This is a genomic window from Nocardia sp. NPDC003693 (genome assembly GCF_053981095.1).
In genome coordinates, this window is sequence record NZ_JBSFNO010000055.1 from 12694 (window position 1) to 28710 (window position 16017).

Annotated in this window: 16 protein-coding genes; 6 read left to right on the forward strand and 10 right to left on the reverse strand. The window is 70.1% G+C overall.

The window, feature by feature from the left end:
- Positions 1-232 precede the first annotated feature (232 nt).
- A complete protein-coding gene (locus ACWDOP_RS35935) occupies positions 233-2284 on the reverse strand; it encodes a DUF5615 family PIN-like protein (protein WP_456348634.1) in 2052 nt (683 codons plus the stop codon).
- A 286-nt stretch (positions 2285-2570) separates the two neighbouring features.
- Here ACWDOP_RS35935 and ACWDOP_RS35940 point away from each other — a divergent pair, with 286 nt between their 5' ends.
- Positions 2571-3281: an SRPBCC family protein gene (locus ACWDOP_RS35940; protein ID WP_456348635.1), complete on the forward strand. Its 711-nt coding sequence runs from the start codon at positions 2571-2573 to the stop codon at positions 3279-3281.
- A gap of 43 nt (positions 3282-3324) precedes the next feature.
- On the opposite strand, the gene ACWDOP_RS35945 is transcribed toward ACWDOP_RS35940, so the two are convergent.
- Entirely contained in the window at positions 3325-4491 is a 1167-nt protein-coding gene (locus ACWDOP_RS35945) for an epoxide hydrolase family protein (protein ID WP_456348636.1), read from the reverse strand.
- A 63-nt stretch (positions 4492-4554) separates the two neighbouring features.
- Between ACWDOP_RS35945 and ACWDOP_RS35950 the strand changes: the two genes are divergently transcribed.
- The gene (locus ACWDOP_RS35950; RefSeq protein WP_456348637.1) at positions 4555-5508 is read left to right on the forward strand and encodes a helix-turn-helix transcriptional regulator; all 954 of its coding nucleotides are present in this window, start codon (positions 4555-4557) and stop codon (positions 5506-5508) included.
- 3 nt (positions 5509-5511) lie between these two features.
- On the opposite strand, the gene ACWDOP_RS35955 is transcribed toward ACWDOP_RS35950, so the two are convergent.
- Complete coding sequence (locus tag ACWDOP_RS35955) at positions 5512-5964, reverse strand: MarR family winged helix-turn-helix transcriptional regulator (protein WP_456348638.1); 453 nt, start codon at positions 5962-5964, stop codon at positions 5512-5514.
- A 109-nt stretch (positions 5965-6073) separates the two neighbouring features.
- Between ACWDOP_RS35955 and ACWDOP_RS35960 the strand changes: the two genes are divergently transcribed.
- On the forward strand, positions 6074-7549 hold the full coding sequence (locus ACWDOP_RS35960) for an MFS transporter (RefSeq protein ID WP_456348639.1): 1476 nt from the start codon (positions 6074-6076) through the stop codon (positions 7547-7549).
- A gap of 44 nt (positions 7550-7593) precedes the next feature.
- Here ACWDOP_RS35960 and ACWDOP_RS35965 read toward each other — a convergent pair whose 3' ends face one another.
- Positions 7594-8232: a TetR/AcrR family transcriptional regulator gene (locus tag ACWDOP_RS35965; RefSeq protein WP_456348640.1), complete on the reverse strand. Its 639-nt coding sequence runs from the start codon at positions 8230-8232 to the stop codon at positions 7594-7596.
- A 71-nt stretch (positions 8233-8303) separates the two neighbouring features.
- Between ACWDOP_RS35965 and ACWDOP_RS35970 the strand changes: the two genes are divergently transcribed.
- The gene (locus ACWDOP_RS35970; protein WP_456348641.1) at positions 8304-8723 is read left to right on the forward strand and encodes a Dabb family protein; all 420 of its coding nucleotides are present in this window, start codon (positions 8304-8306) and stop codon (positions 8721-8723) included.
- Positions 8724-8797: 74 nt separating this feature from the next.
- Here ACWDOP_RS35970 and ACWDOP_RS35975 read toward each other — a convergent pair whose 3' ends face one another.
- Complete coding sequence (locus ACWDOP_RS35975; RefSeq protein WP_456348642.1) at positions 8798-9373, reverse strand: dihydrofolate reductase family protein; 576 nt, start codon at positions 9371-9373, stop codon at positions 8798-8800.
- Between the two features lie 148 nt (positions 9374-9521).
- Positions 9522-10415 carry a LysR family transcriptional regulator gene (locus tag ACWDOP_RS35980; RefSeq protein ID WP_456348643.1) on the reverse strand — a complete coding sequence of 298 codons (894 nt, stop codon included), beginning with the start codon at positions 10413-10415 and terminating at the stop codon, positions 9522-9524.
- 210 nt (positions 10416-10625) lie between these two features.
- Between ACWDOP_RS35980 and ACWDOP_RS35985 the strand changes: the two genes are divergently transcribed.
- Positions 10626-11528, forward strand: a complete 903-nt coding sequence (locus ACWDOP_RS35985) for an alpha/beta fold hydrolase (RefSeq protein WP_456348644.1) — start codon at positions 10626-10628, stop codon at positions 11526-11528.
- Positions 11529-11647: 119 nt separating this feature from the next.
- On the opposite strand, the gene ACWDOP_RS35990 is transcribed toward ACWDOP_RS35985, so the two are convergent.
- Positions 11648-12511, reverse strand: a complete 864-nt coding sequence (locus ACWDOP_RS35990; protein ID WP_456348645.1) for an SDR family NAD(P)-dependent oxidoreductase — start codon at positions 12509-12511, stop codon at positions 11648-11650.
- Between the two features lie 80 nt (positions 12512-12591).
- A complete protein-coding gene (locus ACWDOP_RS35995; RefSeq protein ID WP_456348646.1) occupies positions 12592-13458 on the reverse strand; it encodes an alpha/beta fold hydrolase in 867 nt (288 codons plus the stop codon).
- Between the two features lie 112 nt (positions 13459-13570).
- Here ACWDOP_RS35995 and ACWDOP_RS36000 point away from each other — a divergent pair, with 112 nt between their 5' ends.
- Positions 13571-14188: a TetR/AcrR family transcriptional regulator gene (locus ACWDOP_RS36000; protein ID WP_456348647.1), complete on the forward strand. Its 618-nt coding sequence runs from the start codon at positions 13571-13573 to the stop codon at positions 14186-14188.
- 300 nt (positions 14189-14488) lie between these two features.
- Here the strand turns inward: ACWDOP_RS36000 and ACWDOP_RS36005 are convergent, their stop codons facing one another.
- A complete protein-coding gene (locus tag ACWDOP_RS36005) occupies positions 14489-15229 on the reverse strand; it encodes a hypothetical protein (protein ID WP_456348648.1) in 741 nt (246 codons plus the stop codon).
- A 25-nt stretch (positions 15230-15254) separates the two neighbouring features.
- Positions 15255-15962, reverse strand: a complete 708-nt coding sequence (locus ACWDOP_RS36010) for a hypothetical protein (RefSeq protein WP_456348649.1) — start codon at positions 15960-15962, stop codon at positions 15255-15257.
- Positions 15963-16017: the final 55 nt, after the last annotated feature.

Genomic DNA, 16017 nt, shown 5'->3' on the forward strand with positions numbered 1-16017 from the left:
GGGCTGCAGCACTAATTGAGAGCAATTGCAAACCGGCGGTCCCAAAGAGATATGCCGATCGGCCGCAACATCCTCCACCGCAATAAGTTCCGGCTCATGCGCGCGGACAATCCCGTGACCGGATTCACCGGGATCGACCGTGGCATCGGGTCCCGGTGTGAGAACCGCGACAGCCGGGCGCCCCGCCGCGGCCGCTGGAACTCCGCGGCCGCGGCGGGGCGCTCGATCGGGATTACCTGTGGGTGAGCGGAAGCCGGCGCGCCCGCACGCCCTGATCGGAGGCGACCGCGAGGGCGCCGCCGGCCAGCACCGCGTCCAGCATCGGCAGGGCTCGCCGCAGCACCGCGAGGTGGTCGTCGATCGTGCCCTCGGCGTTGTCGAGGATGACCACACTGCCGGTCGCCGGGTTCCCGATCATGTCGCGCGCGTAGGAACGCTCGCAGGTGACCAGGGTGCGGCCCATCGTCTTCGCCTTCTCCAGCGTCGCGCGATTGGCGCCGCCGCCCAGACCGACATCCCGGGCGTGCACGGCGTCGTATCCCGCCGCGTCGAGGATCTCCACCAGGCGCGGGCTCATGTTCTCGTCGATGAGCAGCCTGGCGTGGACCACGCCACCGGAAAGGCCCTGTGCCGCTCCGGCATAGGCGGTGTTGATGACGTCGGCGCCCTCCAGCTCGTCGAACAGCGCGTTCACCTCGGCGCCCGCGACGGCGCCGGGCGCGCCCCGGCGGGCACCGGCCAGCGCGCCCGCGCCCGCCGCCGCCACCCCGGCCGCGGCGGCGCCGGCGTGTTTGCCGGACGAGCCGACGGTTTCACCGACCCGCCGGCCGGTGTCGGCCACCCCGCCGGCCATGTCGCCCATGCGGTCCGCGGCGTGCCTGCCCGCACCGGCCAGACCCGAGGTCGCGTCGCCGGCCATCTCACGGGCCCGGCCACCCACCCCGGCCGCGCCCGCCGCACCGGCGGCCGCGGCGCCCTTGACCATGCCGCCCGGGGTGACTCCGCGTCCGGTCGCGTCGGCCCGCGTCGCGCCCGAGGCAGCCGCGCGGTCGTCCCAGCCGGCACCGCCGCCGGGGCGCGACGGGCCGCCGGTGGGGCCACCGGTGTTCGCGCCGCCGCCGCGGTTGCGGAACCAGCGGTACAGACCGGCCAGCGCCGCCAGGACCAGCAGTGCGATCAGCACCGGCACGATCCACCACCAGCCGCCCATGTTGTCCCGCAGCCGATCCCACCACCCCGTGGACTTCTCGGCGGACGAGAACGCCATACCCGGGAAGTCGAAGGATCCGTCGGGCATTTTCACGCCGCCGCTGGGGAATACGATCGAACCGTCGGGCATGCGCACGGTGCCGTCGGGCAATTGCACCGCGCCGTCGGGCAGCGAGAACGAACCGTCGGGCATCCGAATCAGTCCGTTCGCGTATTGCAGCGAACCGTCGCCGAGACGAACCGCGCCCTCCGGCAATTGAATCGAGCCGTCGGGGAGTTTGATCGATCCGTCCGGCATGACGACATTGCCGTTCGGCAATTGGTAACTGCCGTCGGGCATCTTGATGGAACCATCGGGCAGCTGGACGCGGCCGTCGGGCAACTGGACCGAGCCCTCCGGCAGGACGCCGGTCATGCTCGGGAGCCGCAATCCGGCCAGGGCGCCCGCCAAACTGCCGGGCACCGTGGTGAATCCGTTCTCGGCACTCCAGGTGATCTGCGCGGCCCCGTTGTCGCCGCTGAATTTCTGCACGGTCGCGCCGTTGCCGTCGACCGTGGCGGCCGCCGTCGGAAAACCGAGCTCACCCGCGGGGCCCTGAAGTTCGCGGTAGGCCGCCAGGATCGGGCCGCGCACCACCCACGCGCCCTGCTGCGGGGTCCAGTACATGGCGGCGCCGTCGGGTGCGGCGAAGGTGTTGAATCGGCCCGCGACGCCGGTGGTATCGGATTCGTCATTGGTGGGGAATCCGAGATCGCTTGCCGGACCGCCCAGTTCGCGGAATTCGTTCAGAATGACGCCGTACATCACGTGCGCGCCATCGGGTGGGGAGTAGAAGATGGCGCCGCCCTGGTAGTCGCGGCTCGCGCCGCCGGCCACCTCCACGGCCTCGCCGACGGGATTGCCCAGCGGTGAGGACGCACCGCCCGCCTCGTCGTACTTCTGCGTTATCTCCGCGGCTCCGGGCACATCGGCGCCCGCCGGAGCCACCACGAGGGATATGCCGATACCGGCCGCACATCCGAGGAACAACAGGCGCCGGATTCCGGCCGCCGAGCCGATCAATGAATTTTGCACGCGATCCCCTAGTCAGTGGGAGCAGGAACGATCGGTACGCATCCACGCCGCGACGTGGTCGCGTATAGCAAATTTTGAGTTATCGTATCGGCGCTTTTCGCGGCGCGGTCGGGAATCGGTCAAATAGGAATCGGTCCCGGGTCATCGGCGCCCGCACCGGGCCGGACTGCCGCACCATCGCGCCGGGTCCGCCCGTCGATGTCATACCAAGCAAATGCTTGACTGGGATTCGGGTGTCCGCGATGCTTCCTCCGGGGTGCGGGCACCCCGGGATCCGGAGGAAGAGATGACAGCGGCGGAGCGTTTCGCCCGAGCGAACGACGCGGAACTCGAACTCTGCCGCGAGGCCGTCCGTGCGCGGGACTACGCGGGGGCACGCGCCCGGCTCACCGATCTGCACTGGTTCGCGCACGACGACCCCCGCATCCACACCGAGATCCACCGGCTCGAACTCGACGTCGCGCGGCGCACCGGCGACACCCGCACCGCGCGCGGCCGCATCCTGCCCGTGCTGTTCGCCGGTGTGGTCGCGCGCTGGGAGCGCCTGGCTCCCCGCTACTACAGCGAAGCGCTCATCGACGCCTCCCCCGAGGTCACCTATCGGGTCATCACCGACTTCGAGCGCTATTCCGAATGGAATCCGTGGCTCACCGCCGTCCGGGGCGCACCCGAGCCCGGCGCGTCCGTCGCCGCGCAGGTCGTCCTGAACGACAACGCCCGCCACGCCATGCACGAGGTCACCGTGGTCGACCCCGGCCGCCGCTTCGGCTGGCGCGACAAGGGCTGGGTCACCGCCCTCGCCGGCGGCAACCGGCTGCGCGTGCTGCTCACCGAGGGCGACCGCACCCGCCTGGTGGTGCGACTGGCGCTCACCGGCCCCCTGGCGTTCCTGGCGCACGCCCTGTTCGGCACGTCGCTCGTCCGCGGCCTGGCCGCCGAGACCGCCGCCCTGGCCGAACGCGCCGGGGCGGTCGCCGCGGGCAGCGTCCCCGCCTGATCGTCGCGGGCGAGGCGGTTCGCCTCGCCCGCAACGACTTCGGCTAGTCCGAGAGCTGGGCGAAGAACGAACGGATGTCCGCGACCAGCAGGGCCGGCTGTTCCAGGGCGGCGAAGTGACCGCCGCGATCGTGCTCGGTCCAGTGCACGACGTTCGCGTCCCGGCCGGCCAGCTTGCGAATCGGCAGGATGACGTCCTTCGGGAAGACCGCGACCCCGACCGGGCGCTCGACCCGGGCGGGGTAGTCACCCCGCGCCATCGACGCGGCGAACTCGGCGTAGAACCGGGCGGAGGACGCCGCGGTGCCGGTCAGCCAGTAGAGCATCACGTTGGTGAGCATGCGGTCGCGGTCGACGGCGTCCTCGGGACGGTCGGTGCTGTCGGTCCACTCCTTGAACTTCTCCACGATCCAGGCCAGCTGGCCCACCGGGGAATCGGTGAGACCGTAGGCGAGGGTTTGCGGACGGGTCGACTGAATCGCCATGTAGCCGCCGAAATCCCCCTGGAACCGTTCGAGCAGACCGAGTCTGGCGAAATCGGCGGGCTCGAAGGCGTCGAGTTCACCCTCCCTGCCGGAGGGGAAGGTCATCAGGAAGTTCACGTGCACGCCGATCACCCGATCCGGAACGACCCGGCCCAGCTCCAGGGAAATGCCCGAACCCCAGTCCCCGCCCTGCGCCCCGAAGCGCTCGTAGCCCAGCCGAGCCATGAGCTCGGCCCAGGCTCGGGCCACCCGGTTGACGTTCCACCCCGCCTCGGTGGTCGGACCGGAGAACCCGTAGCCCGGAATCGAGGGCAGAACAAGGTGAAACGCGTGCGCGGGGTCGCCGCCGTGCGCGCGCGGGTCGGTCAGCGGGCCGATGATGTCCAGGAATTCCACGAACGATCCCGGCCAGCCGTGGGTCAGGATGAGCGGCGTGGCGTCGGGCTCGGGCGAGCGCACGTGCACGAAATGCACGTTCTGGCCGTCGATCTCGGTGGTGAACTGCGGCAGGTCGTTGAGCGCCTTCTCCTGGGCGCGCCAGTCGAAGTCGTTGCGCCAGTAGCTGATCAGCTCGCGCAGGTAGTCCGTCGGTACGCCGAGCCGCCATCCCTCGCCGGGCAGCTCGTCCGGGAGCCGGACGTGGTCCAGCCGCGCGTTCAGGTAGTCCAATTCGGCCTGGGCGACAGCGATTTCGAAGGGGCGGATCTCGGTGTTCGAGTTGCTCATACCTCAATGAAATCAACCAATGCGGCAACCTACTTGCCGCATTGGTGATTAAGGTAATAATTCGTGATCACCACGTCGGCGCGGCTGCTGCGCCTGCTCACCCTGTTGCACACCCGCCCGCAGTGGAGCGGACCGCAACTGGTCGCCGAACTCGGCGTCTCCCCGCGCACGATTCGCGGCGACATGGACAAGCTGCGCGAGCTGGGCTATCCGATCTTCTCCACGCCCGGCGCGGCGGGCGGCTACCGGCTCGGCCCGGGCGCGAAGCTGCCCCCGCTGCTGCTGGACGAGGACGAGGCCGCCGCGGTGGTGCTCGGCCTCGGCGGGGCGTCGCCGGGCTCGGTCGCGGGCTTCGAAACCGCGTCGGCCCGTGCCCGGGCGAAGATCGAACAGGTGCTGCCCGCGCGCGTGCGCCACCGTATCGACTCGCTGCAGTCCTCGACCGTGATCCCGAATCACGCGGGCGCGGAAGCGGATCCGCGGGTGCTGGCCGCGATCGCGGGCACGGTGCGGGAGCGGCATCGGCTGCGTTTCGACTACCGCAACCACGACGGCGCCGAGCAGTACCGCACCGTCGAGCCGCATCGGCTCGTCTACCTCGGGCACCGCTGGTATCTGGTCGCCTGGGATCTGGACCGATCCGATTGGCGCACCTTCCGGGTCGATCGCATGAGCCCGAGGATCCCGACCGGACCGCGCTTCGATCCGCGCGATCCCCCGGACGGTGACCTCATCACGTTCGTGGCCGCCGGTCGCCGCGTAGCCCGGTTCCGCTACCGGGCGCGAGTGCTGGTGCGCCGGCCCGCGACCGAACTGGTGGAATGGCTGCCCGACGGCATCGCGGTCGAACCCGTCGACGACCGCACCAGCCTGGTGCACGCCGGCGGCGACACCGCGTACATCCTGGCCGCGCACCTCACCTTCCTCGACGCCGACTTCGAGATCGACGGCCCGCCCGAGGTGCTGGCGGCGCTGCGCGAGATCGGACGGCGTTGTGCGGCGGCGACTTCGGGCTGAGACTCAGGAGTGCACGGGCCGCGGCCACGGCCGCCCGTGGTACTGCTCGATCGCGGCGTTGAAGCGGGCCAGATAGTCCGCCAGCGCGGCGACGTCGTCCGCGGGCCAGTCGGCCAGGATGACGTCGAGGTGATGAATGCTCGAGGCCCGCTCGAACTCCATCTTCTCCCGGCCGAGCGCGGTCACCCGGAATTTCCGGGCGATCCCGCCGTCGGGGTCGGGAATGCGTTCGAGCAGACCGGCTTTCAGCATCGCCGCGGTCTGGCGGTTGAGCGTGGACACATCCAGGCCCAGCGCCTCGCTGAGCTGCCCGATGGACATCGGGCCGCCGCCCTGCAGCCGGTGGAGCAGGACGTAGGCGCTGCGCTCGAGCCGCCCGTCGCCCTTGCGGGAGATCAGGCTGTACCGGCCGAAGAGCATGGCCTCGAACTCGAGCGCGTCGATGGGATTGCTCACCCTGCTCCTTCCGCCGATCCGCGTCGACCTGCGGTGTGACCTGATTGCCGCTCACCCTACCGGTCACGACCGGGTCGATCGAGTGTGCATAATGCACATTGTATGTATTATGCATAAGTCGCCGAGCGCAGGAGTAATCGTGACCCAAACCGACCCCATCCCCCGCGGCACCAACGCCGTCCTGGCCGTGCTGGCCTTCACCGGAATCACCGCGTCGCTGATGCAGACCCTGGTGGTTCCGCTGCTGGGCGGACTGCCGCGCATCCTGAACGCCGACCCCGGCGACACCACCTGGGTCGTCACCATCACGCTGCTCGCGGCCGCGGTCGCCACGCCCGTCGCCGGGCGACTCGGCGACATGTACGGCAAGCGCCGCATGATGATCGCCTCCACGGTGCCGCTGTTCCTGGGTTCGATCACCTGCGCGCTGGCCGGGTCGCTGGTGCCGATGATCATCGGCCGCGGCCTGCAGGGCCTCGGCGTCGGCGTCATTCCGCTGGGCATCGCGCTGCTGCGGGACGTCGTGCCGCCCGAGCGCCTGGGCACCGCCATCGCGCTGATCTCCTCGTCGCTGGGCATCGGCGGCGCGCTCGGCCTGCCGCTGGCCTCGGCGGTCACCGAGTACAGCAACTGGCGCGTGATGTTCTGGGGCGCGGCGGGTTTGGTCGCGGTCGCCGCAGTATTGATCGTGGTCGTGGTGCCCGAGGGCAGCGCCGAGGGGCCGAGCGGGCGCTTCGACGTCCCGGGCGCGGTACTGCTCGGCGCCGGTCTGATCGCGCTGTTGCTGCCGGTCTCCAAAGGCGCCGCGTGGGGCTGGAATTCGCCGCTGACCCTGGGCCTGTTCACCGCGTCCGCGGTGGCGCTGCTGGTGTGGGGCTGGTGGGAGCTGCGGGCGGGTGAGCCGCTGGTCGATCTGCGCGTCACCGCGCGGCCGCAGGTGCTGGTGACCAACATCGCGAGCGCGGCCATCGGGGTGGGCATGTACTCGTTGCAGCTGAGCGTTCCCCAGCTGCTGCAGTTGCCCGCCTCGCTGGGTTACGGACTGGGACAGTCGATGCTGGCCATGGGCCTGTGGATGGCGCCCGGCGGCATCATGATGATGCTGCTGTCCCCCGTCGGCGCGAAGCTGTCGGCGGCGCGCGGGCCCAAGGTCACCCTCGTCACCGGCGCGGCGGTCATGGCCGCCGGCTACTGCTCGGCCCTGCTGCTGATGGGCTCGACCTGGGGCCTGCTGCTGGTCACGATCATCTGCTCGTCGGGCGTGGCCTTCGCCTACGGCGCGATGCCCGCGCTGATCATGGGCGCGGTGCCGCAGTCGGAAACCGCCGCCGCCAACAGTTTCAACACGCTCATGCGCTCGATCGGCACCTCGATCTCCGCGGCCGTCATCGGCGCGGTGCTGGCCCAGCTGACCATTTCGGCGGGCGGCCATGCCATCCCGAGCGAGAACGGCTTCCGGGTCGCCTTCCTCATCGGCGGCGGCGTCTCGATCCTGGCCGCCGCGATCGCCGCGGCGATCCCCTACCGCCGCGCGGTCATCGCGAGCGCGGCGCCCGCGGAGCGGCCCGCCGTCGCGGCGGGCTGAGCCCGATCCCGTCGCGGCCCGCGGCGTGCGGGGCCGTCGCGCCCCTACGCCGCGGGCCCGAACGCCCGGAGAAAGGTGTCGACGGCGTTCCGGACGAGCTGTCGCAGTTCGGATTTCGAGATCTTCGCGGTACCCATGCGGGTACGGGACTCGAGTGGGCCGGTGAGCAGGGCGCCGAACTGCTCGGCCGCGACGGCGGGATCACCGTGCAGCTCGAGCCGCCCGGCCAGCGCCAGTCGCGCGAGCCGGGCCGCGAGCGCGTCGTTGACCCGGTCGGTGGCGCGGTCCCGGATCAGGTCGAGCAGATCGGGCATGGTGGGCAGCTGGGCCTGCAGCAGCCGGCGGAGCGCGACGGTGTGCTCATCGCAGTAGCACTCGGCGAGTCGGACTCCGGTCTCGGTCAGCGATTCGGCGAGATCCGCTCCGCGGTCCAGTATTTCGACCGCGGCGAGGTTGCGAACCAGGGCCTGTTCGGCGAGATCGGCGACCACCGCGCGCAGCAGCGACTCCTTGTCGCCGAAATGGTTGTAGATCGTGTGCTTGGCGACCCCCGCCGCCAGCGCGATCGCGTCGACGCTCGCCCGGTGATAGCCGTCCCCGGCGAAGACCTCGAAGGCCGCGCCCAGTATCGCCTGGCGCTTGTCGATCCGCCCCTTCGGGCGCTCCGCACTGATCCGTTGCACGGAACAACCCTAGCGACCGAACCCTTCGGTGCACTATTCTGCACTCGTCAGTGCAATTCGGGGAGGTTCGAATGATTGTTTTCGTGCAGCGGTTCAGCTTCAAGGACGAGGTCGGGGCACAGGAGCGCGAGCAGGTGATCGACGCCATCCGCCGGACCATCTCGGTCGAGGCGTCGGTGTTCTCCAGCATCGGCCCCGACCTGGGCGATCCGAGCGAGGGGTTCACCCACGCGTTCGTCACGGCGCTGCCGGATCTGGACGCCGTCGAGCGCTATATGCACAACCCCGTGCACATAGCGGGCGACGATTTCATCCTGCCGCGCCTGGCCAGGCAGTCGGCGGTGCGCTTCAGCGATGACGCGGATCCCGCACTGGGAGAACGGATCTACGAGATCTACCGGCGACGGGTCGATGCCGATCCGGCGTGGGGGCGGCGGGTGGACGAGCTGTACGCCGCCGGGGCCGCCACGGTTCGGGCGGCGCAGAACTGATCGGGTGCCCGCGTGACGCGGGCTCGACGGGATATCGCCCCGTCGAGCCCGCGTCGAGGCCGCGACGGTGACGTTCAGCGCACCACGTCGTAGACGAGCTTGGCGACGCCGTTGGAGTACGTCGCCGAATCCCGCAGGCGCAGTTGCTGCTTGTCGCGATCCTCGCGGCTGAACAGACCCTTGCCCGCGCCGAGCAGGACCGGGAAGACCAGCAGGTTGTACCGGTCGATCAGGTCCGCGTCGGAGAGCCGGCGGGCCAGTTCGGCGCTGCCGTGGATGAAGATCGCGCCGCCCTCGGATTCCTTGAGCTTCGCCACGTCCTCGACCGTGCGCAGGATCGTGGTCGGGCCCCAGCCGTCGAGCAGGTCCTGCTCGGTGAGGCCGGTGGACAGCACGTACTTGGGCAGGTCCTTGTAGGCGGCGTGGTCCTCGGACTCCCGCCAGAACGGGGCGAACGCCTCGTAGCTGCGCCGCCCGAACAGCAGCGCGGTGTGATCGGCGAGCTCTTCGCCCTTGAGCGAGTACGCCTCGGGGACGAATTCGGTGTCCATGACCCATCCGCCACCGCGATGACCTTCCTCTTTGCCGCCCGGGGAGTCGACGACCCCATCGAGCGACATGAAGCCGGTGTAGACCAATTCGCGTGACACTGATTCCTCCTGATTTTCCTGCGGTGCGACCGCCGTCGGTGTTCCGAGAATCGGATGCTCACCAGCATCGCCACGCGAAAGCGCGCCAACAAGCACGATTTCGACAACGCAGCGCTTAGCCGAACTCAACGCTTGCCGGGCGCGGCATTCAGTCGGTGGGGGTGAGTTCGGCGATCACTTCCAGGAAGGGCTGCACGAGCGGATTCTTTCCGGCGGTCGGCCACATCAGTCCGTAGTCGATCGGGGACGCGTCGTGGAAGGGGACGAACACCAGGTTGGGCCGGGCGTGAAAATCCCTGGCCCGCAACGAGACCGTGCTGACACCGGTGCCCTGGCTGACGTGCACCAGTACCTCGGGCCAGAAGTTCGTCGCGGGCCCCTGCGGAATCGGGCGGCCCGACGGCGTGTGCAGCGGGAAATAGCGGTCCATCCAATACTTCGGCACCGATTCGCCGTTGATGGTGACCAGCGTGGCGTCGGCCAAGTCCTCCATCGACACCGATTCCCACTGTGCCAGCGGATGCTTCGCGGGAACCATCAGCGCGCGCGGCTCGGAGAAGATGATCGGGCCGGTCGTGATGTCGGGCTCGGCGATGGGAAATTCGGTGAGCTGCATGTCCACCGCGCCCGCGCGCATGCGACCGAGCGGGTCGACCAGCTGGATCTCCTCGATGTCGACCGCGGTGTTGGGGTATCGGGCGCGGAACGCGTCCGCGGCACGCACCAGCAGGTTCCCGCACCACGGCGCGGAGAATCCCACCGTGATCGTCTGTTCGACGGTCCTGCCCCGGCTCGCGGCGACCAGGCTGGCCGCGATCTGGTCGTAGGCGGGGCGCAATTCGTCGCGCAATTGTTTGCCCAGCGGGGTCAGCCGTACGACGCGGCTGTTGCGCTCGAACAGCGGTGCGCCGATGCGGCGCTCCATCTTCCGGATCGTCTGGCTGATCCGGCTCGTCGTCACACGCAGGCGCTCCGCGGTTCTGCCGAAGTGCAATTCCTCGGCGAGGGTGAGAAAAGCCTCCAGTTCGAGACGTTCCAGCATGCACATCCTCAGTTCGTGAAGCGGGGCTCAACATAACATTGCCGAATTCGGACTTGATTCCTCCGGCCGGGAGTTCGGTGGCCGCCGTCACGCGGGACGCGTCGATCGAATGGCCGTGCCGCCGATGAATTCCCCGTGGACGCCTCGTCTCTACCGGCGAACGGCGAGGAACCGCGGCCTCGCTCCCGTATCGAACGAGAAGAGACCGCAATGCGTAAGATCGGCCTGGCCCTGCTCACCACCCTCACCGCCGCGGCGCTGGTCGCCTGCGGCGATCCCGGCGAATCGGCTTCCGCCACAACGACAGTGGGCGACTACGTCGAGGTCAACGGCGCACGCCTGTACTACGAGGTGCACGGCGAGGCGACCGACGAGCCGCCGCTGGTCCTGCTGCACGGCGCGCTGTCGGGCATCGGCACCGATTTCGGCGAGCTGATCCCGCTGCTGTCGAAGGACCGGCAGATCATCGCCGTGGAGCAGCAGTCACACGGCCACAGCCCCGATGTGGCGGGCCGCGCCCTGCGCACCGCGACCATGACCGACGACACCGTCGCGGTGCTCGGCCACCTCGGTGTCACCCGCGCCGATGTCTTCGGCTACAGCATGGGGGCGGGCGTGGCGCTCGACATCGGGCTGCGGCATCCGGGCCTGGTCCGCAAGCTGGTGCTGCTGTCCGGTGGTCTGGGACCGCACGCGATGCACCCGGGCACGGTGGACGAGATCACCACGCTGCAGCCGGAGATGTTGCACGGCAGTACGTTCCACCGGTACTACCTGGACACCGCACCGCGTCCGGAGGACTTTCCCGCGCTGGTGTCCAAGATCGTCGACATGGACAGCAACATCCCGACCGTTCCCGACGCCGCCGTCGACGCCATGACCATTCCGACGCTCGGCATCATCGGTGACTCCGACATCGTGACCCCCGAGCACGCGGTTCAGGTCTTCCGGCTGCTGGGCGGCGGGATCATGGGCGACACCCCGGCGGGGTTGCCCGATTCGCAGCTGGCCATCGTTCCCGGCGCGTCCCATGTCTCGGTCATGCACCGCCCGGAACTGCTCGCCCCCATGGTGACCTCGTTCCTGGAGCGTGAGCCCCGCTCGCGGCAGTGAGTGCGCGGGCGGCGTCCTCTCTCCCGCCGCCGGCGTCGAGACGGCCCTCGCTGATCGGTTCAGCGAGGGCCGAATTCGTCGGTCCGGTAGCACTCTCGACTACGCGGCGGGCCCGTCGACTACGCGGGCCAGGTGAACTCGGGATCGGTGAGGTAGTCCCGGCGGCGCGCGTCCAGGGCCAGGGCGACCATCTGGTGCGCGCCCGGGCCGATGATCCGGCGCAGCGGCGGATCGGTTTCGTTCACCAGGGCCAGCAGGCCCGCCGCCGCCACTTCCGGTGCGGGCTCGGCCCATTCGTTCGCCCCGGCGTCCGCCGCCGGTTCGGCGGGGGCGGCCGGGACGGCCGACAGGTCCGGATAGTCGCGCAGGCCGAGAATGCTCTCGCGGACACCGGCGTACGCCGGCACACCCGTGGCGAACTGCATGCTCGACTTGGCCCAGTCGGTGTCGAAGCCGCCCATCTGGGCGAGGGTGACCTTGACTCCGAAGGGCCGCAGCTCGTCGGCGAGCGAGGCACTGAAACCCTCGAGCGCCCACTTGCTGGCGTTGTACATGCTGAACAGCGGCAGCGAGCCGACCGCGCCCACCGTGGAGATCTGCACGATGTGGCCCGACCCCTGGGCGCGCAGCGCCGGCAGCGCGGCCTGCGACACCCAGAGCGCGCCGTAGAAATTGGTGTCCATCTGATCGCGGATCTGGGACTCGGTCAGTTCCTCGAGCGCGCCGACCAGCCCGTAGCCCGCGTTGTTGACGAGCACGTCGAGCCGTCCGGTGACCTCGAAAGCCTTGGCGACCGTGGCGAATACCTGTTCCCGGTCACGAACGTCGAGGGGCAGCACGGTGAGTCGCGCATCCTCGATGTCGGCCATGGTGCGGGGGTCGCGGGCCGTGGCGACAACGGTGTCGCCCGCCGCCAGCGCGGCCACGGTGAACGCGCGGCCGAGGCCGCGGTTGGCGCCGGTGATGAACCAGGTTCTGGACAAGAAAGTTCCTTTCGTACGGGTCAGCGATTCTTCAGCATCGCGCCGTGGATTCCCAAGCCGGGAAAGCACGGGGCAGGCGGTCAGCCCTCGGACGCGGTAGCGCGGATCGCGTCGGCGACCGCGCGGAAATCCTTGCGCAGGATCTTGGAGTGATTGCTCGGGACCTGGGCGCTCACCGTCACGTTGGCGTTGCGGGCGAGGACCGGGTCGAGCGAGGCGCGCACGGCCGCCATTTCCTCTTGGCCCGCACCGAGATTCGACCCCGTGGCCAGCACGTACCGCACCGGCTCGGTGACCCGGTCCAGCACCGGCGCGATGGCGGCGACCACCGCGTTGATCTCGATGTTGACCTCGGCGTGCTCGTCGGCGCTCATCCGCGCGGCCATACCCAGCGGCCGGGCGAGCGGAAGCAGGAATCGCATGCGGCGGAACAGCTTCCGGATGCGTTCGCGACCCGCTTCGTCGGTCAGGCCGTACGGCATGGCCCCGTCCACGCAGACCACGCCGAGGGCGCGGCCGGGATTGCGGTCGGCCCAGTGCACCGCGGTGGTCGCGCCGTAGGACCAGCCCACCAGGATCGGGCGTTCGGTGACGCCGCGGGCGGCGAGCACGACGCCGACATCGCGCACACACGCCTCGAAGGAGTAGTCGGCCGAGGTCCCCGATCCGCCCCGGGCTCGTTCGTCGAAGGTGATGTGCCGCAGGCCCTCGCCGAGTTCGGCGATGACGGGCTTCCAGTGCGATTGATCGGCGTACGCGCCGTTGAGGTAGACGACGGGACGGCCGGCGCCGCCGGTGTCGGTCACCGCGAGGGCGGTGTCGTCGACGGCGACCATTCCGGACCAGGCGGCGGGGGTGGCGGTGGTGTTCATCGGGATGCTCCTGCTCGGTGCGGTGCGGGTGGGGTTCGAGGCCGGACGGGCCGTACCGATGTCTGCGCGGGTCATGTGCGCTCCTCCCTGCCGAGACGAGACGTTGCGTCTCGTTGATGGATACGACTTTGACCCATGCCCGCGCGTTTGTCAAGACGAGACGTTGCGTCTTGTTAAGATTCGTTCCATGACCCACCCAACGCCCGTCCGGACCCGTCGCCGCGAGAGTTCCCGCGTCGCGATCCTCGACGCGACCCGGGAACTACTCGGCGAGGTCCCCTACGCCAAACTGACCATCGAGTCCATCGCCGCCCGCGCCGGGGTCGGCAAGCAGACCATCTACCGCTGGTGGGAATCCAAGGGCGCGGTGGTCCTGGACGCCCTGCTGGCCGCGAGCGAGAACGCCGCGGGCACCGGGCTCGAACTCCCCGACACCGGGGACCTGTCCCATGACCTGAAGGTCGTATTGCGCGCCACCGCCGCCGAATTCGCCGACCCCGCCTTCACCGCCCCCATCCGCGCCCTCATGATCGAGATCATCGCCGACCCCGCCCTGGCGGCTCTCTACCGGGAGAAACTCGAACAACCCACCCACGACGCGGTGCTGACGCGCCTGCGCGCCGCCGTCGACGCCGGCCAGCTCCGCCCCGACGCCGACCTTCCGTTGATGATCGACATGCTCTACGCGCCCCTGACCCACCGCTGGCTCCTGCACTCCCCCGGCTTGGACGACGCGTTCGCCGACACCCTGGTCGACGGGGTTCTGCACGGGTTCGCTCCGCGCGATGGCGCTGCCCCGCAATGAATCTCGCGGCGGGAATCGGTGCAGCTGAACTCCGATCCACACCGGCACACGGCATCGGGCCACCCCGCTCCACCCGGTACCGTGACTCGCGCCGGGCCCCGCAGCCGCGAGACGGCGGAAGCGGTCATCCGAGCGCGCCTACGCACCCGCCACACGGTGCGCCCACGCGCCGGATCGTGCAGCCGTCGCCCCGGATGTCACCGGCGTGCCCGCCTCGGGCGGGGGCGTTTCGGCGCGCAGTCCGGTGACCCGACCGACCGCGGCGGCCCGCAGCCCGGTGCCGAGCGCGGCGGGCCCGGTTCAGCCCGCAGAACCGGATGCCGAGCCGGTGATCAGGGGCCGCAGGGGTAGCGGCGGCAGGCGCAGGGTGGCATCGGGGGCGCCGGCACCGTCTGGGTCCTGGAGACCGTCCTGGTCGGCGTAGTCACTCGTGCCCGGCGGCGCCTGCAACGTGGTGACGTACTTCCAGAGGCCCTGTGCCAGTGCGGTTCCACCCAGGGCCAGGGTCGCGGCCACGCCGCCGCCCGCCGCGAAGGCCATGATGGCGGCCGGGGTGGTGGCCAGGCAGCCGGGGCCGACCAGGAGGCAGGAGCCGAGTCCGATCGCCGCGCCGACCAGGGCGCCGATGGCGAACCCGCCCACCGTGGCCGTCAGCGACGCCCGGGACATGTTTCCGGCGAATTCGGTGAGTGCCAGCTGGTTTTCGAGGGGGGACGCGACCGCGCGGACATCGGGACGGGGCGTCAGGATCAGGGTGTCGCCGTCGCCGACGATGCGCTGATCGATGCGATGGGTGACGCCGTCGAGCTCGAAGGTCAGCGGCAGGGACAGCACCGGTCGTCCCGAATCGTCGTGCGCCCGAATCGATCCGCGGTCGTCGGCCAGGGCGAAGCTCGCACCCCGCAAAGTCGTGATCACGGCGCCGTGCACCAGCTCGGCCCGGACCTCGGGGCCGGGGCGCTCGGCCCCGGCGGGGGTCGCGGCCGCGGTCAGCGCCGAGGCGGCCGCGAGGACGACGACAGTTGTTGTGCGAATATGCATTACGGCTCCTGATCGCTTCGCGGGGTCACTCGGCCGCCGGCGCGCCGCCCGCGCCCCGCACGTGGGGCGCGTACCGACTCCGGCCGGGTTCGGCGCTCAGGGTGCTCCAGTAGCCGAAGGCCGCGGCCGCCGCGGCCGGGCCGCCCGCCACGATCAGACCGGCGAGACCACCGGCGGCGGCGACCATGCTGACGATCGGCAGCACGGTGACCACGCAGCCCAGGCTCAGCACCAGACACGAGGCCCCCGCCAGGGCGACGCCGACGCCGACACCCGCCACGGTGCCGATCGCCGTGCCGATCAGGCTGCCGATGGAGGTGCCCAGGCTGACCGCGTTGATCAGATCGTTCATGGCGAGCTGGTTCTCCAGGGGCGAGGCGACCGGCCGCAGCGCCGCGCGATCCAGCGTCGAGAGGTCCGGCGTCAGGCGCAGGGTGCGCCGGTCGGTCGAGATCTCCTGCCGCAGTGGCATTTTCTGTCCGTCCAGGGTGAACGTCAGGGGGAGCGTCTCACGCAGTCTCCCGGCGTCGTCCCGGATCGCGATGCTCGAATCATCCTCGGCCACGGCAAAAACGCCACGGTCGAGGGCGGCCACCACGACATCGTGCTCGAGGTTCACCCGGTAGCCGATCGCGTCGGGTGCCGCGCCGGGCTGGGCGTTCGCGGTGGCGACGCCGCCCGCGACGGTCAGGGCCGTCGCGGCGGCAAGGAAGGTGGTTCGGTACAGCCTCATGTGTTTTCCCTTGTCTCTGTCACCGGTCGAAGTGGGTCGACGGCGACGGGCACGG

Coding starts and splice junctions, on each gene's coding strand:
- ACWDOP_RS35995 (WP_456348646.1), bottom strand. CDS start 13,458: ATGACCCGCGCAGACATCGGTACGGCCCGTCCGGCCTCGAACCCCACC.
- ACWDOP_RS35970 (WP_456348641.1), top strand. CDS start 8,304: ATGATTGTTTTCGTGCAGCGGTTCAGCTTCAAGGACGAGGTCGGGGCA.
- ACWDOP_RS36010 (WP_456348649.1), bottom strand. CDS start 15,962: ATGAGGCTGTACCGAACCACCTTCCTTGCCGCCGCGACGGCCCTGACC.
- ACWDOP_RS36000 (WP_456348647.1), top strand. CDS start 13,571: ATGACCCACCCAACGCCCGTCCGGACCCGTCGCCGCGAGAGTTCCCGC.
- ACWDOP_RS36005 (WP_456348648.1), bottom strand. CDS start 15,229: ATGCATATTCGCACAACAACTGTCGTCGTCCTCGCGGCCGCCTCGGCG.
- ACWDOP_RS35960 (WP_456348639.1), top strand. CDS start 6,074: ATGCATAAGTCGCCGAGCGCAGGAGTAATCGTGACCCAAACCGACCCC.
- ACWDOP_RS35940 (WP_456348635.1), top strand. CDS start 2,571: ATGACAGCGGCGGAGCGTTTCGCCCGAGCGAACGACGCGGAACTCGAA.
- ACWDOP_RS35985 (WP_456348644.1), top strand. CDS start 10,626: ATGCGTAAGATCGGCCTGGCCCTGCTCACCACCCTCACCGCCGCGGCG.
- ACWDOP_RS35945 (WP_456348636.1), bottom strand. CDS start 4,491: ATGAGCAACTCGAACACCGAGATCCGCCCCTTCGAAATCGCTGTCGCC.
- ACWDOP_RS35980 (WP_456348643.1), bottom strand. CDS start 10,415: ATGCTGGAACGTCTCGAACTGGAGGCTTTTCTCACCCTCGCCGAGGAA.